At 72.0% G+C, this 26,556-nt stretch carries 19 protein-coding genes; 4 read left to right on the top strand and 15 right to left on the bottom strand.

Annotation, left to right across the window (positions count from 1 at the left end):
• Both ACFU3E_RS05125 and ACFU3E_RS05120 read right to left on the bottom strand, forming a co-directional pair.
• Positions 1–745: alpha/beta fold hydrolase (locus tag ACFU3E_RS05125; RefSeq protein WP_384152244.1), on the bottom strand; the 745-nt coding region annotated here is incomplete at its 3' end.
• 60 nt (positions 746–805) lie between these two features.
• Positions 806–2,308 carry an acyl-CoA synthetase gene (locus ACFU3E_RS05120; protein ID WP_384152241.1) on the bottom strand — a complete coding sequence of 501 codons (1,503 nt, stop codon included), beginning with the start codon at positions 2,306–2,308 and terminating at the stop codon, positions 806–808.
• A gap of 188 nt (positions 2,309–2,496) precedes the next feature.
• Here ACFU3E_RS05120 and ACFU3E_RS05115 point away from each other — a divergent pair, with 188 nt between their 5' ends.
• A complete protein-coding gene (locus ACFU3E_RS05115) occupies positions 2,497–4,920 on the top strand; it encodes a penicillin acylase family protein (RefSeq protein WP_384152238.1) in 2,424 nt (807 codons plus the stop codon).
• 41 nt (positions 4,921–4,961) lie between these two features.
• On the opposite strand, the gene ACFU3E_RS05110 is transcribed toward ACFU3E_RS05115, so the two are convergent.
• Together ACFU3E_RS05110 and ACFU3E_RS05105 are read right to left on the bottom strand one after the other, a co-directional pair.
• Positions 4,962–6,512: an acyl-CoA synthetase gene (locus ACFU3E_RS05110; RefSeq protein ID WP_384152235.1), complete on the bottom strand. Its 1,551-nt coding sequence runs from the start codon at positions 6,510–6,512 to the stop codon at positions 4,962–4,964.
• Positions 6,509–7,618: a nitronate monooxygenase gene (locus ACFU3E_RS05105; protein ID WP_384152232.1), complete on the bottom strand. Its 1,110-nt coding sequence runs from the start codon at positions 7,616–7,618 to the stop codon at positions 6,509–6,511. Before ACFU3E_RS05105 ends, ACFU3E_RS05110 begins: the two co-directional genes overlap by 4 nt.
• A 191-nt stretch (positions 7,619–7,809) precedes the next feature.
• Here ACFU3E_RS05105 and ACFU3E_RS05100 point away from each other — a divergent pair, with 191 nt between their 5' ends.
• Complete coding sequence (locus ACFU3E_RS05100) at positions 7,810–9,591, top strand: serine hydrolase (protein ID WP_384152229.1); 1,782 nt, start codon at positions 7,810–7,812, stop codon at positions 9,589–9,591.
• Between the two features lie 4 nt (positions 9,592–9,595).
• On the opposite strand, the gene ACFU3E_RS05095 is transcribed toward ACFU3E_RS05100, so the two are convergent.
• The 3 genes from ACFU3E_RS05095 to ACFU3E_RS05085 form a co-directional block, all read right to left on the bottom strand.
• Complete coding sequence (locus ACFU3E_RS05095; RefSeq protein ID WP_384152227.1) at positions 9,596–11,173, bottom strand: phytoene desaturase family protein; 1,578 nt, start codon at positions 11,171–11,173, stop codon at positions 9,596–9,598.
• Positions 11,174–11,235: 62 nt separating this feature from the next.
• A complete protein-coding gene (locus ACFU3E_RS05090) occupies positions 11,236–13,467 on the bottom strand; it encodes a tetratricopeptide repeat protein (protein ID WP_384152224.1) in 2,232 nt (743 codons plus the stop codon).
• A 61-nt stretch (positions 13,468–13,528) separates the two neighbouring features.
• Complete coding sequence (locus ACFU3E_RS05085; RefSeq protein WP_384152221.1) at positions 13,529–14,377, bottom strand: oxygenase MpaB family protein; 849 nt, start codon at positions 14,375–14,377, stop codon at positions 13,529–13,531.
• 208 nt (positions 14,378–14,585) lie between these two features.
• Here ACFU3E_RS05085 and ACFU3E_RS05080 point away from each other — a divergent pair, with 208 nt between their 5' ends.
• Together ACFU3E_RS05080 and ACFU3E_RS05075 are read left to right on the top strand one after the other, a co-directional pair.
• On the top strand, positions 14,586–16,106 hold the full coding sequence (locus tag ACFU3E_RS05080) for an ABC transporter substrate-binding protein (protein WP_384152218.1): 1,521 nt from the start codon (positions 14,586–14,588) through the stop codon (positions 16,104–16,106).
• Positions 16,103–17,860, top strand: coding sequence for an ABC transporter permease subunit (locus ACFU3E_RS05075; RefSeq protein WP_384152215.1), 1,758 nt, complete (start codon positions 16,103–16,105; stop codon positions 17,858–17,860). The genes ACFU3E_RS05080 and ACFU3E_RS05075 overlap by 4 nt, the downstream gene beginning before the upstream one ends.
• Positions 17,861–17,882: 22 nt before the next feature.
• On the opposite strand, the gene ACFU3E_RS05070 is transcribed toward ACFU3E_RS05075, so the two are convergent.
• From ACFU3E_RS05070 to ACFU3E_RS05035, 8 genes are all read right to left on the bottom strand, one after another.
• On the bottom strand, positions 17,883–18,896 hold the full coding sequence (locus ACFU3E_RS05070; protein WP_384152212.1) for a D-2-hydroxyacid dehydrogenase: 1,014 nt from the start codon (positions 18,894–18,896) through the stop codon (positions 17,883–17,885).
• A gap of 1 nt (position 18,897) precedes the next feature.
• On the bottom strand, positions 18,898–20,349 hold the full coding sequence (locus ACFU3E_RS05065) for an NAD-dependent succinate-semialdehyde dehydrogenase (protein WP_384152209.1): 1,452 nt from the start codon (positions 20,347–20,349) through the stop codon (positions 18,898–18,900).
• 41 nt (positions 20,350–20,390) lie between these two features.
• Positions 20,391–21,671 (bottom strand): NAD(P)/FAD-dependent oxidoreductase, encoded by a 1,281-nt coding sequence (locus tag ACFU3E_RS05060; protein WP_384152206.1) that lies wholly within the window; start codon positions 21,669–21,671, stop codon positions 20,391–20,393.
• 102 nt (positions 21,672–21,773) lie between these two features.
• The gene (locus ACFU3E_RS05055) at positions 21,774–22,613 is read right to left on the bottom strand and encodes an ABC transporter permease (protein ID WP_384152203.1); all 840 of its coding nucleotides are present in this window, start codon (positions 22,611–22,613) and stop codon (positions 21,774–21,776) included.
• Positions 22,610–23,512: an ABC transporter permease gene (locus ACFU3E_RS05050; RefSeq protein WP_384152200.1), complete on the bottom strand. Its 903-nt coding sequence runs from the start codon at positions 23,510–23,512 to the stop codon at positions 22,610–22,612. The genes ACFU3E_RS05055 and ACFU3E_RS05050 overlap by 4 nt, the downstream gene beginning before the upstream one ends.
• Before the next feature lie 3 nt (positions 23,513–23,515).
• Positions 23,516–24,652 (bottom strand): ABC transporter ATP-binding protein, encoded by a 1,137-nt coding sequence (locus ACFU3E_RS05045; RefSeq protein ID WP_384152197.1) that lies wholly within the window; start codon positions 24,650–24,652, stop codon positions 23,516–23,518.
• Entirely contained in the window at positions 24,645–25,742 is a 1,098-nt protein-coding gene (locus ACFU3E_RS05040; RefSeq protein WP_384152194.1) for an extracellular solute-binding protein, read from the bottom strand. Before ACFU3E_RS05040 ends, ACFU3E_RS05045 begins: the two co-directional genes overlap by 8 nt.
• 83 nt (positions 25,743–25,825) lie before the next feature.
• Positions 25,826–26,500, bottom strand: coding sequence for a haloacid dehalogenase type II (locus ACFU3E_RS05035; protein WP_384152191.1), 675 nt, complete (start codon positions 26,498–26,500; stop codon positions 25,826–25,828).
• Positions 26,501–26,556 lie beyond the last annotated feature (56 nt).

The raw sequence follows: 26,556 nt of genomic DNA, 5'->3' as shown, positions 1-26,556 counted from the left end.
GGCCCGGCGCGCGGTGGCCGGCGGCCCCGTGGCGGTGGGGCTGCCGGCCGCCCCCGAGGCCGACGCGGCCTAGCCACACCAACTTCGGCTCCCCGGGGTCCCGCCCCCCCGGGCCCACGGCCGGGTCGTAGGCGCCGTCCGCTCCGTAGCGGCCGGCGGCCTCGTCGTTTGTCTCGGCCTCGTCGCGCTCGGCGTGTGCCTGAGCGGCAGTGTCCCAACGCCCGTACCAGAAGGCCCAGATGAGGGGATCGAAGTCGGCGGGGTTCGCGAGCCAGGCCTCGAACGCCGGGAAGGCCTTCGGGAACCAGGGCTCGTCCTGACGCTGCCGGGCCGCGGCCAGCCGGTCCTGCGCGGTCGCCGGTATTCCCAGGGCCCACGGAGTGGCGGTGACCAGCGCCAGCCGTCCCACCCGCTCCGGATACCGGGCCGCATACAGCATGGCGAGACTGCCGCCCGCCGAGTGCGCGAGCACATCCACCCGCTCCAGTCCCAGACGGAGCCGCAACGCCTCGACATCGTCCACGAGCCGGTCACAGCGGTACGTCCCCGGATCCGCCGGCAGTTCGGACTCCCCCGTGCCGCGCAGGTCGAGGAGCACCAACTGCCGGTGGGCGTCCAGTCCGCCCAGGTTCCCCAGGTAGGCGGAGGCCCTCATGGGGCCGCCGGGCAGCACGACGAGCGGCTTGCCCTCGCCGCGTGTGTGGAAGGTGAGTCGGGTCCCGTCCGGGGCGCTGAAGATCGGCATGCCGTCGATCCTGACGTCCGGGGCCGGTCCGGCACAACCGGCTTCTCCGGCCCGTGCGCGCTACCCGTTCCCGAGGTCGTTCCGCAGCTCCCGCTTGAGGATCTTCCCGCTGGCGTTGCGCGGCAGGCTCTCCACGAACACCACCCGCTTCGGCGCCTTGAAGGGGGTGAGCTGCTCGCGGACGTGGTCGATCAGTTCCGCCTCCGAGACCTCGCCGCGCGGGACGACCACGGCCGTGACCGCCTCGATCCAGCGCTCGTCCGGAAGGCCCACGACCGCGGCCTCGGCGACGCCGGGGTGGGTGTACAGCGCGTCCTCGACCTGGCGTGAGGCGATGACGACGCCACCGGAGTTGATGACGTCCTTCACCCGGTCGACGATCGTGTAGTAGCCGTGCGCGTCCCGTACCGCGAGGTCGCCGGAGCGGAACCAGCCGTCGCGGAAGGCCTCGGCGGTCTCCTCGGGCTTGTCCCAGTAGCCCTCGCACAGTTGCGGGGAGCGGTAGACGATCTCGCCCGGCGTTCCGTCGGGGACGTCCTTGCCGTCCTCGTCGACCACGCGCGCGTCGACGAACAGCACGGGCCGGCCGCAGGAGTCCATGCGGCCCCTGTGCTCGTCGGGCGCGAGCACCGTGGCCAGGGGGCCGATCTCGCTCTGGCCGAAGCAGTTGTAGAAGGCCAGGCCCGGCAGGCGCTCCCGGAGCCGTTCGAGTACGGGGACCGGCATGATCGACGCGCCGTAGTAGGCCTTGCGCAGACCGCTCAGATCCCGGGTGGCGAAGTCGGGGCGGCCGGACAGGGCGATCCAGACGGTGGGCGGCGCGAACAGGCTGTCCGCGCGGCCCGCTTCGATCAGGTCGAAGAGCCGGTCGCCGTCGGGTGCGTCGAGGATGATGTTCGTCGCGCCGACGGTGAGGCAGGGCAGCAGGAAGACGTGCATCTGGGCCGAGTGGTACAGCGGCAGGGAGTGCACGGGGCGGTCGCCCGCGCTGAGGTCGAGGGCGGTGATCGCGCTCAGGTACTCGTGCACCAGCGCCCGGTGCGTCATCATCGCGCCCTTGGGCAGGGCGGTCGTCCCGGAGGTGTACAGCAGTTGCACGAGATCCTCGGCGCGCGGCTCGGGGCCGTCGTACGCGGGTGTCTCGGGCAGCCGTGCGAGCAGCGAGTCGTCGGCGTCACGCAGGGGCAACGTCCGCACGCCGTGCGGTAGTCGCCCTGCGAGATCCGGGTCGGCGAGGACCAGGGAGCTGCCGGACTGGCGGACGATGTAGGCGAGGTCGTCGCCGGTCAGGTTCTGGTTGACGGGTACGTGCACGAGGCCGGCCCGGGCGCAGGCCAGGAAGGTGATCAGGTAGGCGTCGGAGTTGTGGCCGTAGGCGCCGACCCGGTCCCCGGGGGTCAGTCCCTGGCCGAGGAGCACGCTCGCCGCGCGGGAGACGGCGGTGTCCAGTTCGTCGTACGTCCAGGTCCGCTCGGCGTACTCCACCGCGACGCGCGCCGGTGTGCGCCGGGCGCTGCGCCGCAGGACTCCGTCGACCGTGCTGCCGTGTCCGGGCGTCGTCATGCCACAAGATCCTCGGTTCATCGCCGGAGGAGGTCAAGGGCCCCGGGCAGGACGGGCCGAGGCGGTGATCGGCCGCGGTCGGGCAACCCTGCCGCCGTCGAGGGCGTCCGGTGTCATGAAACCGACGGACGTTCGAATCAGTTTCGTACGCTCGTCACTCCTTTCCCTCGACGATGTTGGAGGGCACGATGCGCAGCCGTCTGAGACGACTCGTTCTCGGGGCCACGGCCCTGTTCACCGCCGCGTCCGCGTTACCCGCGGCCGCCGCCACGGCCGGGCAGGCAGAGCAGCACCCGTCCCCCGACGGCCTGTCCGCCGTCATCCGCTACACCGAGTACGGCATTCCGCACATCCTCGCGAAGAACTACGCGGACCTGGGCTTCGGTACGGGCTGGGCGCAGGCCGCCGACGAGGTGTGCACGCTCGCCGACGGGTTCGTGACGCTGCGGGGCGAGCGGTCCCGGTACTTCGGCGCCGATGCGCCGGCCGGCGGCGATCTCTCGGCGGCCAGGACGAACCTCGCCAGCGACCTGTACTTCCGCGGGGTCCGCGAGAGCCGCACGGTGGAGAAGCTGCTCGCCGAGCGGGCGCCCGTGGGGCCGAGCCGTGAGGTCCGGGACATGATGCGGGGCTGGGCTGCCGGTTACAACGCCTGGCTGAGACAGAAGAAGATCACGGATCCGGCCTGTGCGGACGTGCCCTGGGTCCGGCCGGTCACCGAGCTGGACGTGGCGGCCCGTGGTCTCGCCATCGCCTCGATATCCGGCGAGGGACGGTTCGTGGACACGATCACAGCCGCGCAGCCACCGACCGGGGCCGGCGCCGGCACCGGCGCTCCGTCCGCCCGCACGCCGGGCGCGAAGACCGTGGCGAAGGCAGCGGGCGAGCTGTGGGGCGACCCCGGCATGGGCTCCAACGCGGTCGCCTTCCGCGGTGACACGACGGCGAACGGCCGTGGCCTGCTGCTGGGCAACCCGCACTATCCGTGGGACGGCGGGCGCCGGTTCTGGCAGTCGCAGCAGACCATCCCGGGCGAGCTGAACGTGTCCGGCGGGTCTCTGCTCGGCACCCCGGCGATCTCCATCGGGTTCAACGCACATGTGGCGTGGAGCCACACCGTCTCCACCGGCATTCCGGCCAACTTCCACCAGCTGACACTCGATCCGGACGATCCCACGACCTACCTCGTGGACGGCAGGCCGGAGCGCATGAAGAAGCGGACCGTGACGGTCGCGGTGAAGGACGGCACGCCGGTGACCCGCACCCAGTGGTGGACCCGCTACGGCCCCGTCGTCACCTCCCTCAGCTCCCAGGTCCCGTTGCCGTGGACCGGCAAGGCGGCGTACGCCCTCAACGACCCGAACGCCGCGAACCTCCGCTTCGCCGACACCTCGCTGGGCTTCAGCAAGGCACGGAGCACGGCCGATGTCCTCGCCTCCCTCGACCGGCACCAGGGCATCCCCTGGGTGAACACGATCGCCGCCGACCGCGCGGGGCACTCCCTCTACACCCAGTCCCAGGTACTCCCGCGCATCACCGACGAGTTGGCCGAGCGCTGCTCCACGGAACTCGGCAGGACCACCTACCCGGCGTCCGGGATCGCGATCCTCGACGGCTCGCGCGGCGACTGCGCTCTCGGCAGCGACCCCGGCGCCGTCGTGCCGGGGATCTTCGGCCCGGCGAGGATGCCGACACTGAAGGACGCCCCGTACGCGGAGAACTCGAACGGGACCGCGTGGATGACCAACGCCGACCGGCCGCTCACCGGCTACGAGCGGATTTTCGGCACCGTGGGCACTCAGCTCGGCCTGCGCACCCGTGGCGCGATCGAGGACGTGGACGCGATGGCGGACCGCGGCGGCCTGACCGTACGCGACCTGCAACGGCAGCAGTTCGCCAACCGGGTTCCCGCGGGTGACCTCGCCGCCGGGGACGTGGCACGGGCGTGCACCGCGCTGCCCGGCGGTACGGCTACGGGCAGCGACGGCACAGCGGTCGATGTGACGGGGGCCTGCGACGAGCTGAGGGTGTGGGACCGCACCATGGACACCGGCAGCCGGGGAGCGCTGCTCTTCGACCGGTTCTGGCGCAGGCTCGAACAGGCGGTGCCGGCCGGCCGGTTGTGGAAGGTGCCGTTCTCGGCGGCGGATCCGGTCCGTACCCCGAACACCCTGAACACCGACGCTCCCGGCTTCTCCACCGCGCTCGCCGACGCGGTGGCCGAGCTGCGGGCCGCGGGCATCGCGCTCGACGCGCCGCTGGGCGCGCACCAGTTCGTCGTCCGCGACGGGAAGCGCCTGCCCGTGCCGGGCGGCACGGGGCGGCTCGGCGTGTGGAACGTGATCGAGCCGGCGTGGGACGCCGCCGGTGGCGGCTATACGGACGTGCCGTTCGGGAGCAGCCACCTGCAGGCGGTCGGCTGGGACGGCAGCCGCTGCCCGGTGGCGCGCACGCTGCTGACGTACTCCCAGTCGTCGAACCCGAAGTCGCCGCACTTCGCCGATCAGACCCGGCTGTTCTCCGGTGAGAAGTGGGTGACGTCGCGCTTCTGCGAGAAGGACATCCGGTCCTCGCCGAAGCTGAAGGTCGTGCGGGTGCACGAGCGCCGCTGACCGTGCGCGAGGGGCGCCGCCCCTTGTGGGCGGCGCCCCGTTCAGGCCCGCGTCCGGCCCTCCCAGTACGGCTCCCGCAGCCGCCGCTTGTACAGCTTGCCGTTGGGGTCGCGGGGCATCTCGGTGATGAAGTCGACGCTCCTGGGCCGCTTGTACCCGGCGAGCCGGTGGGCGCAGTGGTCGAGGAGGTCGGCGGCGAGGGCGGGGCCGGGCCGGTGTCCGGGGGCCGGTTCCACGACGGCCTTGACCTCCTCGCCCCAGTCGTCGTGCGGGATGCCGAAGACGGCGGCGTCCGCGACGGCCGGGTGGGCGAGCAGAGCCGACTCGATCTCGGCCGGGTAGATGTTGACCCCGCCGGAGATGATCAGGTCGATCTTGCGGTCGCGCAGGAAGAGGTAACCGTCCTCGTCGAGGTGTCCGAGGTCGCCGACCGTGAAGAAGTCGCCGATGCGATTCTTGCGGGTCTTGGCCTCGTCCTTGTGGTACGAGAAGCCGCCGGTGTTCATCTTCATGTAGACGGTGCCGAGTTCACCGGGCGGCAGCCGGTTGCCGTCGTCGTCGTAGATCGCGAGCTCGCTGATGTGCCAGGCCTTGCCGACGGTGCCGGGCTTCTTCAGCCAGTCCTCGGCGGTGGCGAAGGCGCCGCCGCCCTCACTGGCCGCGTAGTACTCCTCCACACAGGGGCCCCACCAGTCGAGCATGGCCCGTTTCACGTGGTCGGGGCAGGGCGCGGCGCCGTGGATGGCGTGCCGCATGGAGGAGACGTCGTAGCGGTCCTTCACCTCGCCGGGCAGGGCCAGCAGCCGGTGGAACTGGGTGGGGACCATGTGGGTGTGGGTGCAGCGGTGGGCGTCGATGAGGCGGAGCATCTCCTCGGGCGTCCACTTGTCCATGAGGACCAGCCGGTGGCCGATGTGCAGGGACGCTCCGGCGAACTGCAGGACGGCCGTGTGGTAGAGCGGCGAGCACACCAGGTGCACGTTGCCGTCGAACGGCCGGATGCCGAAGATGCCGAGGAAGCCGCCGAGGTACGCCTCCTCCGGAGGTTTGCCGGGCAGCGGGCGGCGGATGCCGCGTGGGCGGCCGGTGGTGCCCGAGGTGTAGTTCATGACCCAGCCGAGGGTGCGGTCGCCGGGCGCCGACTCGGGCTGTCCGTGGACGAGTTCGGCGTACGGGCGGAAGCCCTCTGCCCTTCCTACGGCGTACCGGCGGGTGTCCGGCAGTCCGGCCTCGTCGGCGGCGGCGCGAGCCGCGCCGGCGAAGCGCGCGTGGGCGAGGAGCACCTTGGCGCCGGAGTCGGAGACGATCCACGCGATCTCCGGTCCGACCAGGTGGTGGTTGACGGGGACGAGGTAGAACCCGGCCTGGCTGGCGGCGAGATACGCGGTGAGGAACTCGACGCCGTTGGGCAGGACCACCGCGAAGGTGTCGCCGCGTTCCAGCCCGGCCGCGCGCAGGCCGTGCACGAGCCGGTTGGCGGCGGCGTGCAGGCGCCCGGCGGTCCACTCCTCGCCGTCGGGGGCGACCAGGACCGCGCGGTCGGGGTCGGCGGTGGCCTGGGCCCAGAAGCCCACGGGAGCACTGGTGTTCACTGGCCGCTCCTTCCGGCGATGCGGTTGACGCGGTCCACGGCCTGTTCGAAGCCGCGGGTGAGGTCGTCGAAGACGGCCTGGACGCTGCGTTCGCTGGTCATCCGGCCGACGATCTGGCCGACCGGGGTGCCGAGCAACGGATCGACCCCGTACTTCTGGATGCGTGAGACGGCCTCGGCGACCAGCAGACCCTGCAGCGGCATGGGCAGGGTGCCGGGCCCGTCCGGGTCGTCCCAGGCGTCGGTCCACTCGGTGCGCAACTGGCGTGCGGGCTTGCCGGTCAGCGCGCGGGAGCGGACGGTGTCGCCGGAGCCGGCCGCGAGGAGCTTGCGGGTCAGGGCGGGCGAGTGGAGGTCCGCTTCTGTGGTGGTCAGCCACAGGGAGCCCAGCCACACACCCTGGGCGCCGAGGGTGAGCGCGGCAGCCACCTGCTGTCCGCTGCCGATGCCGCCGGCGGCCAGCACGGGCAGCGGGGCGACGGCGTCGACGACCTCGGGGGTGAGCACCATGGAGGCGATCTCGCCGGTGTGGCCACCTGCCTCGTAGCCCTGCGCCACGACGATGTCGATCCCGGCGTCCCGGTGCTTGCGGGCGTGCCGGGCGCTGCCCGCGAGTGCGGCGACGAGGACGTCACGATCGTGGGCGCGGGCGATGACGTCGGCGGGTGGGGAGCCGAGGGCGTTGGCGAGGAGCCGGATCGGGTAGTCGAAGGCGACGTCGAGCTGACTGCGGGCGACCTGCTCCATCCAGCCGGTGATGCGCCAGCCGGACGCCTCGCCCTCGGCGAGCTCGGGCACGCCGTGCCGGGCCAGGGTGTCCCGGACGAACTGCCGGTGCGCTTCGGGGATCATCGCCTCGACGTCCGCCTCGGTGACGCCTTCGACCTTCTTCGCCGGCATCACGACGTCCAGCCCGTACGGCCTGCCGTCGACGTGTGCCTCGATCCAGTCCAGGTCGCGTTTGAGCTCGTCGGGGGCGGTGTAGCGGACCGCGCCGAGGACGCCGAAGCCGCCGGCCCGGCTGATGGCCGCGGCGACGGCGGGGAACGGCGTGAAGCCGAAGACGGCGTGCTCGATTCCCAGTGTCTGGCTCAGCTCCGTCTGCATGGGCGCAGGATGCCGGAGTCCTCCGGAGGACGGAAGGGGTTTTCTGATGCTCCGTCAGATTCGCCCCTGCGCCGTGTCGGATTCATTGCTGCCCCGTGCCGGATTCCGTGGCGGAATCTCCAGATTCACGGCGGCACGCAGAGGACATACTTCCGGGGACACGCGAGGCGGTTGAGACGAAGGGGCGCGCGGTGACCGGCAGAGCGGTGAGCGGCGAACTGACCCGACGTCAATTAGGCAGAGTGGGACTGGCCCTGGGCGGTGCGCTCGCCCTCGCGCCGTTTCCCGCGGGCCCCGCGCAGGCCGCCCCGGCGGGGGCCGGCCGCCGCCCCACCCTGCGACACGGCTCCGCCGCCCGCGCCGGACTGCTCTCCTCCCACCTGCGCCGGCTCGTCACCGATGCGGAGGCCTTCCTCGGCCCGTCCCCCGAGCACCCCTGGTACGCGGGCGCCGTCCTGCTCGCCGGCCGCGGCGGCACGGTCGCGCTGCACCGGCCCATCGGCATGGCCGTGCGCTACCAGGCCTACGACGAGAAGACCGACACCGGTGTCGAGTTCCCGCCCGGCGAGCAGATCCCGATGGCCGAGGACACCGTCTTCGACCTCGCGTCGGTGTCGAAACTGTTCACCTCGATCCTCGCCGTGCAGCAGATGGAGCGGGGCGCACTGGAGCTGGAGGCGAAGGTCGCCTCGTACCTGCCGGACTTCGGACGCGCGGGCAAGCAGGACGTCACGATCCGTCAGCTCCTCACCCACACCTCGGGGTTCCGCGCCTGGATCCCGCTGTACAGCGCGCCCACCCACGAGGAGAAGCTCCGGCTCATCTGGAACGAGGCGCCGGTCAGCGCGCCCGGCACGGCATACCTGTACTCGGACCTGAACCTCATCTCGCTCCAGCTCGTGCTGGAACGGATCACGGGCCGCACCCTGGACGTCCTGCTCCGTGACGAGATCACCGCACCGCTCGGCCTGCGCCGTACCCGCTACAACCCGCCCGCGTCCTGGCGCCCGAAGATCGCGGCCACGGAGGACGCGCGGGCACCGTGGTCCGGCCTGGACCGGGGCCTGGTGTGGGGCGAGGTGCACGACGAGAACGCCTTCGGCCTGGGCGGGGTCGCGGGCCACGCGGGCGTGTTCTCCGACGCGTGGGACCTCGCGGTCCTCGGCCGTACGCTGCTCAACGGCGGCGTCTACGGGCGGACCCGGATACTGGAGCCGGAGTCGGTGGAGCTGATGTTCACCGACTTCAACACCGCCTTCCCCGGGGACGAGCACGGCCTCGGATTCGAGCTCTACCAGCACTGGTACATGGGGGCGATGGCCACGCCGCGCACTGCCGGGCACACCGGCTTCACGGGGACCTCGCTGGTGCTCGACCCGACGACCGACTCCTTCCTCGTCGTCCTCGGCAACTCGGTGCATCCGGTACGGAGCTGGCGTTCCGGGTCGGCGCCCAGGGCCACCGCGGCCAACAACTTGGCGCGGGCCGTGCCGGTCCGGCCGGCGCGGGGACACGCGGCCTGGTTCTCCGGGACGGCGGTCTCCACGACGGCGACCCTCACCCTCCCCGCGCTCGACACGTCCGCCGGCCGGGCACGGCTGCGCTGCGCGCTGTGGTGGGACACCGAGCCGAGGGCCGACGTGCTGGCCCTGGATGCCTCGACAGACGGCGGCACGAGCTGGCAGCCGGTGCCCTTCACGACGTCCCGGCGCGGTCAGAACCCCCATCAGCACCCGTCGGGCGCGGTCAGCGGCTGGTCCGGCCGCGTCTGGCACCGGCTCACCGCGGACGTCCCCGCCGCGCGGGAGCTCGCCCTGCGCTGGCGGTACGCGACGGACCGGCTGTACGTCGGGCGCGGCTGTTACGTCGACGGACTGCGGGTGGAAGCGGCCGGGGACGTCCTGTTCGACGAGACGCGCCCGGCGGACGCGGCGCGCCTGCGGACGGTGGGGTGGATCCGATCGGCCGACTGAGGGGTCACTCCGGGGTGTTCTCCAGAACCGCCATGGCCGCGTTGTGCCCCGGCACCCCGCTGACCCCGCCCCCGCGTACCGCTCCCGCCCCGCACAGCAGGACGTTCGCGTGCCCCGTCTCCACGCCCCAGCGCCCGGTGCCGTCCTGGGCGTAGGGCCAGCTCAGCTCGCGGTGGAAGATGTTGCCGCCGGGCAGGCCGAGGTCCCGCTCCAGGTCGAGCGGGGTCCGGGCCTCGATGCAGGGGCGTCCGTCCGCGTCGGCGGCGAGGCAGTCGGCGAGGGGTTCGGCCAGATGGGCGTCGAGCTGGGCGAGGGTCGACTTCAGCAGGTCCTCGCGTACGGCGTCGTTGTCCCGCTCGAACAGGCGGGCCGGTGTGTGCAGGCCGAAGAGGGTGAGCGTCTGGTAGCCCTGCTCGGCCAGGCCGGGCCCGAGGATGGTCGGGTCGGTGAGCGAGTGGCAGTAGATCTCGGAGGGCGGCGCGGCGGGCAGGTCACCGGCGGCGGCCTGGGCGTGGGCGGTGGCCAGTTGCTCGTAGCCCTCGGCGATGTGGAAGGTGCCGGCGAAGGCCTCGCGGGGGTCGACGGAGTTGTCGCGCAGCCGCGGCAGCCGCTTGAGCAGCATGTTGACCTTGAGCTGGGCGCCTTCGGCGGGCGCCGGGGGCGTGCCGCCGGTCAGGTCCGCCAGGGCCTGCGGTGAGGCGTTCACCAGGACGTGCCGGGCGGCGACGGTGCCTTCGCCGTCGGCCGTGCGATACGTGACCTCGGCGGTTCGGCCGTCCGTGGCGATGCGAAGCGCCTCGTGGCCGGTGGCGAGGACCGCGCCCGCCGCGCGTGCCGTGTCGGCGAGGGCGTCGGTGAGGGCTCCCATGCCGCCGACGGGCACGTCCCAGTCCCCGGTGCCGCCGCCGATCACGTGGTAGAGGAAGCAGCGGTTCTGCTTCAGGGAGGGGTCGTGGGCGTCGGCGAAGGTACCGATGAGAGCGTCGGTGAGGACGACACCGCGCACGAGGTCGTCTTCGAAGCGCTCCTCCACGGCGACACCGATCGGCTCCTCGAACAGCACTCGCCAGGCCTTCTCGTCGTCGAGGCGGCGGCGCAGTTCGTCGCGCGTGGGCAGCGCCTCCGTGAGGGTCGGGAAGATCCGCTGGGCGACGCGGCCGGTCATGCCGTAGAACTCCTGCCAGGCCCGGTACTCGCGGTCGGAGCCGGTGAGCAGGGTGAACGCCTCCCGGGTGCGCCGCTCGCCGCCGCCGACGAGGAGTCCGGTGGGCCGGCCGTCGCGCTCGGCGGGCGTGTAGGAGGAGACGGTACGGGTGCGGACCCGGAAGTCCAGGCCGAGGTCCCGGACGATCTTCTTCGGCAGCAGGCTGACCAGGTACGAGTAGCGGGACAGCCGGGCGTCGACCCCGGCGAAGGGCCGGGTGGACACCGCCGCACCGCCCGTGTGGTCCAGCCGCTCCAGGACCAGCACGGAGCGGCCGGCCCGGGCCAGATACGCGGCGGCGACCAGGCCGTTGTGGCCGCCGCCGACGATGACGGCGTCGTACGTCCGGTGTGCGCGGGGTCCCTCGGGTGCGGTCATGGTTCTTGGTAACACGGGGTGATCCGGGTCGGCCAGACGGCGCCTGCCTGCTCAACTAGGGGTCAGCGCCCCGCGGCGGCCCGCTGCTCCCGCAGGGCCGCCACCCTTCGGTACAGCGCCACGGCCTCGGCGCTGCGGCCGAGTTGTTCCAGGCAGTGGGCCTCGTCGTTGCGGCTGGCGAGGGCGTCGGGGTGGTCGGCGCCGAGGACGCGTTCGCGGGCGGTGGCCACCCGCCGGTACTCGGTGAGCGCGTCGGCCCAGCGGCCCAGCCAGCCGAGGCCGACGGCGACCTCGCGACGGCTGACCAGGGTGTCCGGGTGGTCGGGGCCGAGGACCTGCTCGCGGAGGGCGGCCACGTCACGGGATTCGGCGAGGGCCTCCTCCCAGCGGCCGAGCCGTCCGAGGTTGACGCAGCGGCCGTGGCGGGCGCGCAGGGTCTCGGGGTGGGCGGGGCCCTGGCTGCGGCCCCGGTCCTCGGCCAGGTCACGGTAGAGGTCCAGGGCCTCCGCGCTGCGGCCGAGGCGTCCCAGGCTGATGCCGACCTCGTGCCGGGCGGCGAGGGTGTCGGGGTGGCCCGGCCCGAGGGCGCGGGCGCGGGCCTCGGCGACCTCGCGGTAGGTCTCGAGGGCTTCGGACCAGCGGCCCAGCTGGCCGAGGGCGTAGGCGACTTCGTAGCGGGTGACCAGGGTGTCCGGATGGTCCGGGCCGAGCACGCGGGCGCGGGCGCGCGCCACCTCGCGGGCCGTGCGGTAGGAGTCCTCCAGGCGGCCGAGGCGGCTGAGGTTGAAGGCGAGGTTGTGGCGGCAGCGCAGGGTGTCGGGGTGGTCGGGGCCCATGGTGTGTTCGCGCGCGGTGAGGACCGAGGTGTAGACGCGGTGGGCGTCGAAGGGGCGGCCCAGCTGACCGAGCACGTAGGCCATCTCCTGGCGGGCGGCCAGGGTGTCGGGGTGATCGGCGCCCAGGGTGCGGATTCTGGCCTCGGTGACGTGCTTGTACTCGCGCAAGGCGTCCGTGGCACGGCCGGTGCGGCTCAGGGTGAAGGCGACCTCGTAGCGGCTGGCGAGGGTGTCGGGGTGGCCGGGGCCGAGGAGGTGCTCGCGTTCGGCGGCGACCGCCCGGTGCACCTCACCGGCCTCGGTCCAGCGGCCGAGCCGGCCGAGGCTCAGGCCCGCGTTGTGCCGGCCGGCCAGGGCGGTCAGGACCTCCGTGGGCGGGGTGGGCCGCTCCGCGGGGAGGGGTTCCTCGACGACGGGGCCGGTGGCGGGCCGTGCGATCCACTCGCCGGACAGTCCCGCCGACGGGTCCGCGGGTGTGGTGCGCAGCCCGGTGCCGGTCGCCTTGCGGCCGATGGTCATGCCGCGGGTCCAGGACGGCAGCCGGCCCGTGCCCGCCGGCACGCCGGGAGCCGGGCGGGCCGCCGCGACGGCGGTCACGTACGCCGGCGCGGCCCGGTGGGTGCTGATCCGGCGGGCCAGCTCGCGGGCGTCGTCGGGGCGTTGCCCGGGTTCCTTGGCGAGCAGGTCGAGGACGACCCGCTCCAGGTACTCGGGCAGTTCGGCGCGGTGCTCGCGCGGCGGGCGGGGCGGGGTGTCGCGGTGGCCGACGAGGACGGCCCAGGCGTCGTCGAGGTCGAACGGGGGTACGCCGGTGGCGATCTCGTACAGCACGCACCCGAACGAGTAGAGGTCGCTGCGCTGGTCGACCTCGGTGCCGCTGATCTGCTCGGGGGACATGTAGTGCGGGGTGCCCATGGCGATGCCGGTGCCGGTCAGCCGGGAGGTGAAGCCGATGTCGTGGCCGAGGCGGGCGATGCCGAAGTCGCAGATCTTCACCGTGCCGTCGCCGAGCCGCACGATGTTGGCGGGCTTCAGGTCCCGGTGGACGATGCCCTGTTCGTGGCAGTAGGCGAGGGCGGCTGCGACCTGCTCGGCGATCTCCACGACGTCCGCGACCGGCAGCGGGTGCTGCTTGTTGTCCTCCAGGAGCTGGCTGAGGTTGCGGCCGTCCAGCAGCTCCATGACGAGGTGGAGGACGCCGTCGGACTCGCCGAAGTCGTGCACGACGGTGATGCCCCGGTGCTGGAGCGCGGCGGCCACCCGGGCCTCGCGGCGGAACCGCTCGCGCAGCACGCGGGTGAAGGCGTGGTCGTGGTTCGGGCCCAGCGGTTTGAGGCATTTGACGGCGACGTGCCGGCCCAGGGACTCGTCCCGGGCCCGCCACACCTCGCCCATGCCGCCGCGCCCGATCAGATCGAGCAGCCGGTACCGGCCATGGATGAGTCTGCTGTCCCCCATGTCGCGCGACGCTCCCCCCGGTAGCTGTTCGCCCGCCCCCTGGCCCACCCAGTATGGCGGCCTATCGTCCGAGTTTGTACGGTGCCGGACGCGCGCCGGGGCCGAGCCTCGCCATGGCGCGCAGTATGTGTTTGGGCGGGAGTTGCCAGCGCACACGTGCGGGAACGCGGCGCAGCAGGAGGCCCGCGAGGCGTAGTTGGCGGGTGGTGGTGGCGGGCGCGGGGGCCGGTCTGCCGTACAACTCGTGGGCGTATGGCGGCAGGGAGGCGTACGCCAGATGTGCCACCCGCCGCCACAGCACCTCGCGCGCCGGTACGAGGAGCGGGTGCGTCGGCGGGCGGAGCAGGAAGTCGTCCACCTCGCGCGCCTCGGGTCCGGCGGCGAGTTCCGGGCGCACCTTCTCGAAGTACTCGGCCATCTCGGCCCGGTTCCCCGGTGCGGCGTCGGGGTCGAGGCCCACGAGGCGGGCGCTCTGCCGGTGTTCGGCGACGTAGCGGTCGGCCTCGGCGTCGGTGAGCCGGAACCCGGACCTGCGCGCGACCTGCAGATAGGAGTCGATCTCGGCGCAGTGCACCCACATGAGCAGCGCGGGCTCATCGACGCCGTAGCGCTCGCCGGTGTCCGGGTCGGTCGCGGTCAGCATGCGGTGGATCTTCCGGATCCGCGCACCGGCACGCTCGGCGGCCTCGGTGGTGCCGTACGTCGTCGTTCCGACGAAGCCGGCGGTGCGCATCAGCCGGCCCCAGGCGTCACGCCGGAAGTCGGAGTTCTGCGTGACTCCGCGCACCGCACGGGGATGCAGGGCCTGGAGGTAGAGCGCCCGGACACCCGCGATCCACATCACGGGGTCGCTGTGAAGCTGCCAGGTCACCGATTCCGGACCGAACAGTCCCGGGTCCGCGCCGGTCATGCCGCCTCACCTCCGCCCGGCGCACACGATGACACAGCTCGAACAGCAGGTCGAGAGGGCCTCGTTCGATCCACGACCGTCCATTCGTTGAGCTTTCACCTACCCGGCTTCGGGTTTGGTAAGGCTCCCCTTATATGCTGACGTCGCCGATCAAGCCCCGAACCGGGCCGTTGCAGCCTGCCCGACCTCCCGCACGACAGGATCCGACATGCGCACCACCTCCCGCGGCCTCATAACGGCGCTCGCTCTCACCCCTCTGCTGGCCGGCTGCTTCGCACCGAGCGACGGCGACGCCGGCGCTGGACCGGGCGGGCGGCTGCGGGTCGCGCTGGCCGTACCTCCGGTGCAGGCGCTCTCTCCCTACAGCAACGACGCCACCGTGCTGAGCAAGCTGTCCGTCGCCGAGGGCCTCACCGCCCTCGACACGAACGGCACGGCCAAGCCCGCGCTGGCGAAGTCCTGGAAGCGGGACGGCGACACCACCTGGACCTTCGAGCTGCGCAAGGCCGAGTTCCAGGACGGCACCGAGCTCACCGCCCAGTCCGTCGTCAACGCGCTCGACCACGCGGGCGCGGCCAAGCCCAAGCCCCGCGTCCTGAGCGACGTGTCACTGACCGCCGAGGCCGAGGACGCCGACACCGTCACCCTCACCACCAAGTCGCCCGACCCGGTGCTGCCGCTGCGGCTGGCCAGCCCCGCGCTGGCCATCCTGTCGGCGAAGGCGTACGCGAAGGACGGCGCCGTCAGCCCCGTCGGCACCGGCACCGGTCCGTTCGCGATCACCCGCCTGAACGGCAAGACCAAGGCGACGCTCGACCGCTTCGACGGCTACTGGGGCGGCAAGGCGAAGGCGCCCGGCATCGACGTCAGCTGGATCGCGGACGGCACGGCCCGTGCCAACGCGCTGCGCGGCGGCGAGACCGACATCGCCGAGTGGATCCCGACCGCCCAGGCGAAGCTGCTCGACAAGGGGACCCGGCACGAGGTCCCCTCGGTGCGCACCGACAGCCTGATCCTGAACACCGGCAGCGGCCTGTTCACCGACGCCGGTCTGCGGGCCGCCGCCCGTGAGGCCGTCGACGGCTCCGCACTGGTCGGCTCCGTCTTCGGCGGCTACGCCGACCCCGCACAGGGCCTGTTCGGGCCCGCCGTCCCCTGGGCGGCCGGCAAGCGCGTCGAGGTGAGGGGCCGCGCCCAGGCCGCGTCCGCCGCCGAGGTGAAGACGGGCGCCAAGGGCAGGACGCTGCGGCTGGCCACCTACACCAACCGGGCCGAGCTGCCCGAGGCGGCGACCGTGCTCCAGCAGCAGCTGCAGAAGGCCGGATTCACCGTCAAGCAGGACGTACGCGAGTACACGCAGATGGAGGCCGACCTCCTCGCCGGGAAGTACGACGCCCTCGTCTTCTCCCGGGTGACGCTCCTCGACACCGGTGACGCGGTCGACTACCTCGCCAGCGACTTCACCAGCGAGGGCGTCTACAACATCGCCGGCCTCAAGGACGCCGCGGTGGACAAGGCCATCCGGGCCGCCGCCGCGGAGCGGGACACCGAGAGCCGCCGGGAGAAGATCATGCGGGCGGAGGCGGAGATCCTGCGCACCGACGCGGTGGTGCCGCTGGTCCACGAGCAGGTGGTGCAGGGCATCGCGGCCGATGTCGAAGGCGTGATCCTCGACCCGCGCGAGCGGTCCCTGATCGACGTCGACACGCACCTGAACCAGCCCGCATGAGCCTCGCGCACACCCCGGCCGCCGCCCGCCGTTTCCCCTGGCCGGCGGCGGCCGGCCGTGTGCTCGCCGGTACCGCGCTGCTCGGCGCCGTTGCCCTGCTCCCCTGGCTGTCCGGCGCCGACCCGGCCCGCACGGTGCTGCGCGCCCGTTCCGCCGACCAGAACCCCACACCGGCGGAACTGGCCGCCGTGCGCGACCAGCTGGACCTGGACGAGGGCCCTTGGGCCCACCTCGCGCACTGGCTGGGCGGACTGCCGCGGGGGGACGCGGGCGTCTCGTGGGTCTCCGGCGCGCCGGTCATGCCGCAGGCGGGTGCGGCCCTGTCGGTCTCCCTGACGCTGATGCTGGGCGCGTTCGCGGTCACCGTGCTCGTCGCCGGACTGGTGTGTGCCCGAACGGTCTTCCTCGGTTCCCGGCGCCGGCTGCGGCAGGACCGGGCGGGCACCACGGCCGCTGTCTTCGCCGCGCTGCCGAAGTTCCTGCTCGCATCGGTGCTGGCCACCGTGTGCGGGGTGTGGTGGGGGTGGTTCCCGTCCAGCGGGTGGGAGGGGCCGCAGTCGATGGTGCTGCCCTCGCTCGCCCTCGGCATCCCGTCGGGCGCGATGCTGGGCGGCATGCTCGACCAGGCGCTGCCCGCCGCCTTCCACGAACCCTGGGCGCGCACGGCGTACGCCGTCGGGCTGCCACCCGGCCGCATCGGCCGCGACGCGCTGCGCCGCACCCTGCCCGGCGTACTGCCGCAGCTGCTGCCGACCGTCGTGGCCCTGGTCGGCGGTGCGGTCGCCGTGGAGAAGATCTTCAACATCCCCGGGCTCGGCCGGCTCGCGCTGGAAGCCGCCGTCGCGCAGGACCTCCCGGTGCTGCAGACGGCGACCCTGGCCCTGGTCCTGCTGGGCGTCGCCGCGGGCATGCTGATCCGTGCCCTGCGCCACGCCCTCCTCGGCCGGCCTCTGCGCGACGGCGCCCTGCCCGCCCTGCGCCGGCCTCCGCTCACCGTGCCGCGTTCCCTGCGCTGGGTCACCGCGGCCTGTGCACTGTTCCTGCTGGCCCTGGTGACAGCGGGCCTCCTGCGCGACCCGCTCCAGGTCGACACGGCGGCGCGGCTGCTGTCCCCGTCCCTCGAACACCCGCTGGGTACGGACCCCCTGGGCCGTGACCTCCTGGCCCGGCTGGGCCACGGGGCGCTGCGCACGGCCGGGGTCGCCCTCGTCGTGACGGCGGTCAGCGCCCTCACCGGGCTGCTGCTGGGCATGGCACCGAGGGCGAGCGCGGGCCCGACGGAGGTCGTGTCCACCCTGCCCGCCGTCCTCGCGGGCCTGCTGATCGCCGGCGTGACCGGACCGTCCGTGTGGGGCGCGGCCTGCGCGGTGTGCGTGGTCGGATGGAGCCCGTACGCCGCCCAGACCGCAGCGCTGCTCGAACAGGAACGCGCGAGCGGGCACATCGCCGCGTCCATCGCGCTCGGGGCGGGACGGCTGCACCTGCTGCGCCGCCACCTGCTGCCCTCGGTGGTCCCAGCCCTCCTGCGCAACGCCCTGCTCCGGCTGCCCACGACCGTCCTGGTACTGGCCTCCCTTGGCTTCCTGGGCCTGGGCGAACAGCCGCCCACCCCGGAGTGGGGCCGCCTCCTCTCGGAGAACCAGCCGTACGCCGAACTGGCCCCCTGGACCGTCCTCGGCCCGGCCGCCGCGCTGGTGGTGCTGTCCGTGCTGGCGGTGACGGGCAGCGTGCTGGGACGCGGAAGGGGCGAGTAGCACGCGCCCCGGCCGGTGGAGGCTACCGGCCGGGGCGTCTGCTCCTCGTCTTTCGGGCGGAGTACGTCTTGTCGATCACGTATCCGCGCCGCTTGTCCACGACGTTGCGCAGCGGCCGGCCCTCGATGTGCCGGGTGAGGTTGTCGAGGAACACCTCGACGAGCGCCTCCCGCTCGCTGGTGGTCTCGCCCGCCGTGTGCGGGGAGATCAGCACGCCGGGCATGTCCCACAGGGGCGATTCGGCAGGCAGCGGTTCCTGGGCGAACACGTCCAGGGCGGCACCGGCGAGCCGTCCGGCGGCGAGGTGGCCGACCAGGGCCTCCTCGTCGACGAGTCCGCCCCGGCCGACGTTGATCAGTCGCGCCCCGGGCTTCATGGCGGCGAGCACGGGGGCGTCGACCATGCCCCGGGTCTCCTGGGTGAGGGGTGCGGCCAGGACGACGTAGTCCGCCTCCGCCAGGGCCGCGGACAGGGTCGTCGCACCGTGGACCGTGCCGAGATCGGGGTCGTCCGTGCGGGCCTTGCGGCCCGCGCCGCAGACCCGCATCCCGACGGCGCGCAGCAGCCGGGCGATGGCCCGGCCGATCGGCCCCGTCCCCCAGACGAGCACGGTGCGGCCGGTGATGCCGTCACTCGGACGCGGACGCCACTCGCGGCGCTGCTGGTGCTCCCAGGTGCCGGGGAAGTCCTTGGCGAGGGCGAGGATCAGACCGAGGACGTACTCGGCGGTCGGCTGGTCGTAGACGCCCCGGGCGTTGGTCAGGACGACGCCCGGATCGTCCACCAGGGCCGGGAACAGGAAGGAATCCACGCCCGCGGAGGACGCGTGAACCCAGCGGGGTGCCTTCTCCCGGTTGCCGGGCCAGGCCTCGCGGATGGCCGGGGTGATGGTCACCCAGGCCAGGAGGGCGTCGGCGCCGGGGAGGAGGTAGGGCAGTTCCTCCTCGGTGGCGTAGACGGTGTCCGCGAGGCGTTCGATGAGTCCGGTGGCCGGTGGCCGGTTGCCCCGGTACAGGACGACGAGTCGCTCGGGCATGTCAGGCTCCGACGGGGACGGCTATGTACTTGTACTCCAGGAACTCGTCGATGCCGACGCGTCCGCCTTCGCGGCCCAGGCCGGACTGCTTGACGCCGCCGAAGGGGGCGGCGGGGTTGGAGACCAGTCCGGTGTTGAGGCCGATCATGCCGCTTTCGAGGCGTTCGGCGACGCGCAGGGCGCGGTCGAGGTTCTGGGTGAACAGGTAGGCGGCGAGGCCGAATTCGGTGTCGTTGGCGGCGGCGACGGCCTCGTCCTCCTCGTCGAAGGCGCGGATCGCGGCGACCGGGCCGAAGATCTCCGTGTCGATGATCGCCGACTCGGGGGCGATGCCGGTGAGGACGGTGGGCGGGTAGAAGCAGCCCGGCCCCTCGGGGAGTTCACCGCCGGTCAGGACGGTGGCGCCGCGCTTGACGGCGTCCCGCACCAGGTCGTGGGCCTTGCTGCGGCCGGCGACGTCGATGAGCGGGCCCACGTCGGTGCCGGGTTCGGTGCCGGGCCCGACCTTCAGAGCTGCCATGCGGGCGGCGAGGCGGGTGGCGAACTCCTCGGCGATGGAGGTGTGGACGTAGATGCGGTTGGCCGCGCAGCAGGACTCGCCCATGTTGCGCATCTTGGCGACCATGGTGCCTTCGATCGCCACGTCGAGGTCGGCGTCGTCGAAGACGATGAGGGGGGCGTTGCCGCCCAGTTCCATGGAGGTGCGGATGACGGTGTCGGCGCACTGGGCCAGCAGGATGCGGCCGACCTGGGTGGACCCGGTGAAGGAGAGCTTGCGGATCTGCCCGCCCCGCAGCAGCGGCTCGACGACTCCGGCGGCGTCGGTGGTGGTGACGACGTTCAGCACACCGGCCGGCAGACCCGCTTCGGTGAGAATCTCCGCCAGGGCGAGGCTCGCCAGAGGGGTCTGGGGGGCGGGTTTGAGGACGATGGTGCAGCCGGCGGCGAGGGCAGGGCCGATCTTGCGGGTGCCCATCGCCAGAGGGAAGTTCCAGGGGGTGACCAGCAGACAGGGGCCGACGGGCTGACGGGTGACCAGCAGGCGGTTCCTGCCGTCCGGGGCGGTGGTCAGGCCGCCCTCGATGCGCACCGCTTCCTCGGAGAACCAGCGGAAGAACTCCGCCGCGTAGGCGACTTCGGCCCGCGCCTCGGCCAGGGGCTTGCCCATCTCCAGGGTCATCAGCAGCGCGAGTTCCTCGGTGCGCGAGACGATGATGTCGTAGGCGCGGCGCAGGATCTCGCTGCGCACCCGGGGCGCGGTGGCGGCCCACGCGGCCTGCGCGGCGACCGCCGCCTCGACGGCACGCCGGCCGTCGGCCGGGGAGGCGTCGGCGACCCGGCACAGCTCCTCGCCGGTGGCCGGATTGTCGACGGACAGGGTCCGGCCGGCCTCCGCGTCCTGCCAGCCACCACCGATGAACAACTGCTTGGGAACATCACGGACGACAATCATCGTGGGTATCTCCTTGTATGCGTAGAGGTGCTGCCGACCGGTCAGCGGATGCGGTCCAGCGTCTTGTAGTAGGCGCCCGCGAAGGGCAGGAACCAGGCGGTGCCGTTGTAGAGGGGGATGCGGGGCGGGGCGAGGTCGCGCACCGGGCTCACCTCGGGGTGGCCGTCCATCACCTCGGCCATGACCTGCCCCATGTGCGTGGCCATCTGCACGCCGTGGCCCGCATATCCCAGGGAGTAGTAGACGCCGTCCTCGGTCTGCCCGGCGTGCACGATGCGGTCCATGGCGAAGCCGACGGAACCGCCCCACACGTACTCGACCTTCGTCCGGGCGAGTTGGGGGAAGATCTCGCACATCTCACGGAACAGGACCTGTCCGCTCTTCTTGTCCGAGGTGGGGTCGGACGGTGCGAAGCGGGCGCGGCCGCCGAACAGCAGCCGGTTGTCCGGGGTGAGCCGGAAGTAGTGGCAGACCTGGTTGGAGTCGACGATGAGGCGGGCCTTCGGGATGATGTCCCGGGCGAGCTCCTCGCCGAGCGGCTCGGTCACGATGATGAAGCTGCCCAGGCAGACCTGCCGGCGGCGCAGCCACGGGAAGTTCTTGTCGGTGTAGGCGTCGGTGGCCATCATGACCTGCCCGGTGCGGATCACACCGCGCTCGGTGCTGACCTCGAACCGGCCGGTGGCGGTACGCCGTACGCCGATGGCCGCGTTGCGCTCGTGGATCTCGACACCGGTGCGCTCGCACGCCTCGGCCATACCACGCACGAAGCGGCCGACGTGCAGTGCTGCGCTGAACGGGTCGAGCAGGCCGCCGTGGTAGGCGTCGGACCCGATCTCGGAACGCAGCTCGGACTTGCCGATCAGTGTGGTCTCGTGCCCGAAGTACGTGGCCAGGTCGCGCTGTTGGGCCTTCTTGCTCTCGAAGTGCGCGGGGCGGGACGCGACGCCCAGGCGTCCGACGCGACGGAACCGGCAGTCGATGGACTCCTCGTTCACGAGCCGCTCGACGGTGTCCACGGCCTCGCCGTAGGAGTTGTAGATCTCGCGGGCCCGTTCGAGTCCGTACCGGCGGATGGCCTGGCGTACGCCGATCGTGAAGCCCAGGTTCGCCATGCCGCCGTTGCGCGCGGAGGCCCCGGAACCGATCTGGCCCTTCTCGACGAGGGTGACACGGGCGCCTTTGCGGGCGGAGTGGAGGGCGGTGGACAGACCGGTCAGGCCGGCGCCGACGACCACCAGGTCGGTGTCCTCGGTCAGTGGCTTGCCGGACCGGTCGGGGAACGCCCCGGCGGTTTCCACCCAGTACGGGATCGTCTTCATTTCGGTCTCCTGCGGGAAAGTGATCGGGGGGCGCGGCCGGGCACCACCGGAGGTCCGGCCGACGGCGCTGTCAGCGGTAGCGCGGCCCGTCCGGCGCGGGGCTCAGGTGAGGGGTTCGACGGGGAGGGCGTTCTGGCCGCCCCGGTGGCCGCCGAGTTTGCGGACGAGGGCGACCAGGGCGAGGGCCAGGACGGCCAGGGCGATGAGCACGGCGCTGACCGCGGTGACGGTCGGGTCGACGTCGAACTGCAGGGCGTTGAAGACGAGGACCGGCAGGGTGCGGGTGTCGGGGGTGGACAGGAACTGGGCGATGAAGAACTCGTCGAAACTGGTGATGAACGAGAACACCGCTGCCGCGATCAGACCGGGGGTGGCCAGGGGGAAGGTGATGCGCCGGGCGATGGTCATCCGGCTGGCGCCCATGCTGGCGGCGGCGTCTTCGAGTCGTTCGTCGATGGCCTTCAGGGTGGAGATCATGATGAGGATCGCGATCGGTGCGGCGAGCACCGTGTGCCCGAGGGCGATGGCGAGGGGGCTGCCGAGCATGCCGGCCGGTTCGAAGAAGAGGAACAGGCCGAGGGCGATGACCACCTGGGGGATGAGCATCGGGGCCAGGACCAGTCCGTAGACCGCCGCGTGCAGCGGCAGCCGGCCACGGGCCAGGGCGGTGGCGGCGGTGACGCCCAGGATCAGGGAGAACACCGTCGTCAGGGCGGCGACCAGGCTCGACAGGGCGATGGAGGTGGCCCAGTTGCCGCCGGGAGCGGCCATCTGCTCGTACCAGCGGGTGCTGTACTGCTCGGGCGGGAAGGTGCCGATGCCGTCCGCGCCGAAGGAGGTGACCAGGATGATGACGATCGGCATCGCCAGGAAGAGCAGGATGGCGGTGGCGCTCAGGCCGCGGCCGATGTGTCCGGCCCGGGTGGGAGGCAGTTCCATCATGAGCCGCTCCTTCGTGCGTGCGCCTTCCTGCGGCGGAGCTTGGCCAGGCCGAGCACACCGAGGCCGGCGAAGGTGAGCAGCAGCAGGATCACGCCGAAGGCGGCGGCGGAGTTCCACCGGTCCTGCTTCATCACCTGCTGGTCGATGAGCGCCGCGACGACGGTCTGCTTGTCGCCGCCCATCAAGGCGGGGGTGATGTAGTAGCCCAGGCAGAGGATGAAGCTGAGCAGCCCTGCCGTGCCGATTCCGGGCGCCACGAGCGGCAGGTAGATGCGGCGGAAGATCGTCAGCCGTGTCGCGCCGAAGCCGGCCGCCGCGGCCAGGAGCCGGCCGTCGACGCCCCGCATCACGCCCTGCAGGACCAGGACGGTGTAGGGGAGCATGACGGAGGTGGTGCCGATGACCACGCCGGTCTCGTTGTACAGCAGCGCATACGGTGCGCCGGGGGCGTGTACGGAGGTCAGCAGGGTGTTGATGAGGCCGTGTTCACCGAGCATGATGATCCAGCCGTAGGTGCGGACCAGGGCGCTGATGAAGTGCGGTACGACGACGATCAGCATGGCCAGGGCGGCGAAGACGGGCCGCATCCGGGCGATGGCGTGTGCCAGGACGAAACCCACCAGCAGACTCAGCAGCGCGGTCTCGGCGGAGATCCGCAGGGTGGAGATCAGTACCGAGCGGTTCACGCCGCTGAGGGCGTCGGAGTACCAGTGGAGGGTGAAGCCGCCGCTGTCGCCCTCCAGGCTGAGGGAGAGCACCCCGATGATCGGGTAGACGAACAGCACCAGCAGGAACACCGTGACGGGGACGGCGTTGACCAGGGCGACGCGGGAGCGGTGCCCGCGCTTCTCGGACGTCTTCACACGCACCCTGGTGGGTGCGACAACGGTGCCGGCCACGGCTCACCCCCCGTCCGTGGCGTCGAAGACGCTGACGTCGTCCCGGTCGGCGGTGACACAGACCCGCTCGCCCGTGCGCGGCGGGACGCCGGCGGTCTCGATCCGCAGTGGCGGCGTCCCCGGAGCGGCACCGTCCGGACGGACCGTGATCCGGGTCAGCGAGCCGACGTAGACGGCCGTCTCGACCGTGCCGGTACAACAGCTCTCCTCGGCGCTGACCAGGCGGAGCCTGCCCGGCCGCACCGCGGCGCGCACGCTCTGTCCGGGCATGCAGGGGTGGGCGCGGGCGGTGAGCACGCCGCCGGTGTCGAGGCGTACCCGGGTGCAGTCGTCTCCCCCGCCGTCCTCGACCTTGCCGGTGAGGAAGTTGGCGGCGCCGAGGAAGTCGGCCACGAACGGGGTGCGGGGGCGTTCGAACAGGCCGCGGGGGGTGTCGAACTGCTCGATGCGGCCGTCCTTCATGATGGCGATCCGGTCCGACAGGACCAGGGCCTCCTCCTGATCGTGCGTGACGTAGACGACGGTCAGGCCGAGTTCACGCTGGATGGACTTGATCTCGGTCTGCATCTGGTCGCGCAGCTTCTTGTCCAGCGCGCCCAGCGGTTCGTCCATCAGCACGATCGGCGGGCGGTAGACCAGCACCCGGCACAGGGCCACGCGTTGCTGCTGCCCGCCGGAGAGTTCGCGGGGCTTGCGGCCGGCGAACTTCGACAGGCCCGCCGCCTCCAGGGTCTCACCCACACGGCGGCGGATCTCCGCCTTGGATACTCCGCGCAGTTGGAGGGGGAAGGCGACGTTCTCCGTGACCGTCATGTGCGGGAAGAGCAGGTACTGCTGGAAGACGAAACCGAAGTCGCGCTTTCCGGGGTTGAGTCTGGTGATGTCCCGCCCGTCGACGGCGATGCTGCCGGAGTCGGGTTCCGTGAACCCGGCGAGCATCATCAGTGTGGTGGTCTTCCCTGAACCGGAGGAGCCGAGGAAGGTGACGAACTCGCCCGCCGCGATCTCCATGTCCACACCGTCGACCACCGTCGTCCCGCTGTAGGACTTCCGCAGGCCTGTCACGGACAACGACTTACCGGTCAGCGAGTGGGACCCGGGGGCCAGGGCCGAGGCGAGAAGTTGGGTCCGCTCAGGCATCGGCCCACTCCCGCCAGCGCTCGGTGACCGTTTCCAGGTTCTTGTCCCACCAGGCCACATCGGTGTCGAACCCGGTCTTCAGGTTCTGCGGCGAGGTGGGCAGCGTGGCCAGGACGTCGTCCGAGAGCAGTTTGGTGGCCGCCGGGACGACCGGGCCCTGCGGGAAGAGCTTGGCGAACGCCGCCTGCACCTCGGGACGCAGGGAGAAGTCGATCAGCTTGTAGGCCGCGTCCGTGTTGTCCGCGCCCTTCGGGATGCCCCAGCCGTTGGTGAGCCTGCGGGCGCCGTTCCACTGGTAGGCGACCGGCTGGCCCTGCTTGATCAACTCGTCCGCGCGGCCGCTCCACAGGCTGGTCATGACGACCTCCTTGCGGCCCAGCAGCACCGCCGGGAGGGCGCCGGTGTTCCAGAACTTCTTCACCTCGCCGCGGATGCGCGACATCGAGGCGAACGCCCGGTCCAGGTCGAGCGGGTACAGCTTGTCCAGCGGCACCCCGTCGGCCAGCAGCGCGAACTCCAGCTCCGGGTAGTCCGCTTCAGCACTCTGCAGCGAGCGCTGACCGGCGAAGGAGTGGGTGTTCCAGAAGTCGGCCCAGCTCTTCGGTGCGCGCTTCAGACTGTCCGTGCGGTAGGCCATCAGGCTCGCCCAGACGTTCTTGCCGACCGCGTGCTCCGGCAGCTGGTGCTCCGCGATCCCGGCGCCCTTGACGCTCTTCAGCCGGTCGTAGTCCACCGCTTCCAGACAGTCCAGGCGGGCCATCTTCTGGAAGATCAGCAGGGTGTTGTCCATCAGGTCGACCTGCGGCCGGCCCTGCCTGACCTGGGCGATGACCTGCGCGGACTGGTAGTTGACCGTGGTGACCGTGATACCGGTCTCCTTGGCGAACGGCTCGTAGATCGCCTTGGTGAGAGCGTCGTTGTAGGCGCCACCGCTGTTGCTGACGACGATCTTCTTCTTGCCGCCGCCACTCGTTGAGCTGCGGCTTTCGCCGGAGCCCAGGAGAGTGCCGCATCCGGTCACCGCCGTGGCAGCGGCGAGCGCACCTGCGGTGCGGAGTACGGTTCTGCGTCCTATCCGGTTGTCTTCCATGGCAGAGCCTCCTGGATTTCGCTGGGGGTACGGGGAATCCGTGACGCGGGGACGTACGGATCCCGTACGGAGGGATGGGGAGTTCAGATGCCGAGCATGCGGTTGACGTCGTCCAGGGACTTCACCGTCACGTAGTCGTAGCCGGGGGTCACGGGGTCGTAGCCGCGGTTCAGGTAGACCAGGTTGCGGAAGCCCATGTCGTGCATCGGCATCAGGTCGTAGCGGGTGTGCGAGGAGACGTGCACGAAGTCCTCGGGGGACGCGTCGAGCCGGTCGAGCATGTACTCGAACGCGGCGTACCGGGGCTTGTAGTAGCCGGCCTGCTCCGCGGTGTAGACCGCGTGGAAGTCCGCCCCGAGCCGGGGCACGCTCTCCGCGAGAAAGGAGTCGTCCGCGTTGGACAGGATCACCAGCTCGTAGTGCTCGCCCATCGTCTTCAGCGGCTCCGGCACGTCCGCGTGCGGGCCCCAGCTGCGCACGCCGTCGGCGAACCGCCTGCCCGCGTCCGGGTCCGCCTTCAGGCCCCACTTGCGGCAGACCCGCTCGAAGGAGTCCTGCAGCACCTGCTCGTAGGCGTAGTACTCGCCGCGGACCTGGTCGTAGCGGTAGCCGCGGAACTCCCGGACGAACTGGTCCCACTGCTCGGCGGGGATCTGATCGCCCACCAGTTCACGGGTGATGGGGGTGATCGGGTATTCGATCAGCGTGCCGTAGCAGTCGAACGAGACGTACTTCGGCCGGAACGAGGGGTCGCTCATGAGGGGCTCCACGTGTGTGTTCTCGAAAAAGGGGTTCGGGGAAAACGGAATCCGGT

Origin of the sequence: Streptomyces sp. NPDC057424, assembly GCF_042803315.1 — a bacterium.
Lineage (GTDB): Bacteria > Actinomycetota > Actinomycetes > Streptomycetales > Streptomycetaceae > Streptomyces.
Note: the sequence above shows the minus strand (reverse complement) of the source record. Positions and strands in the feature narration are given on the sequence as shown.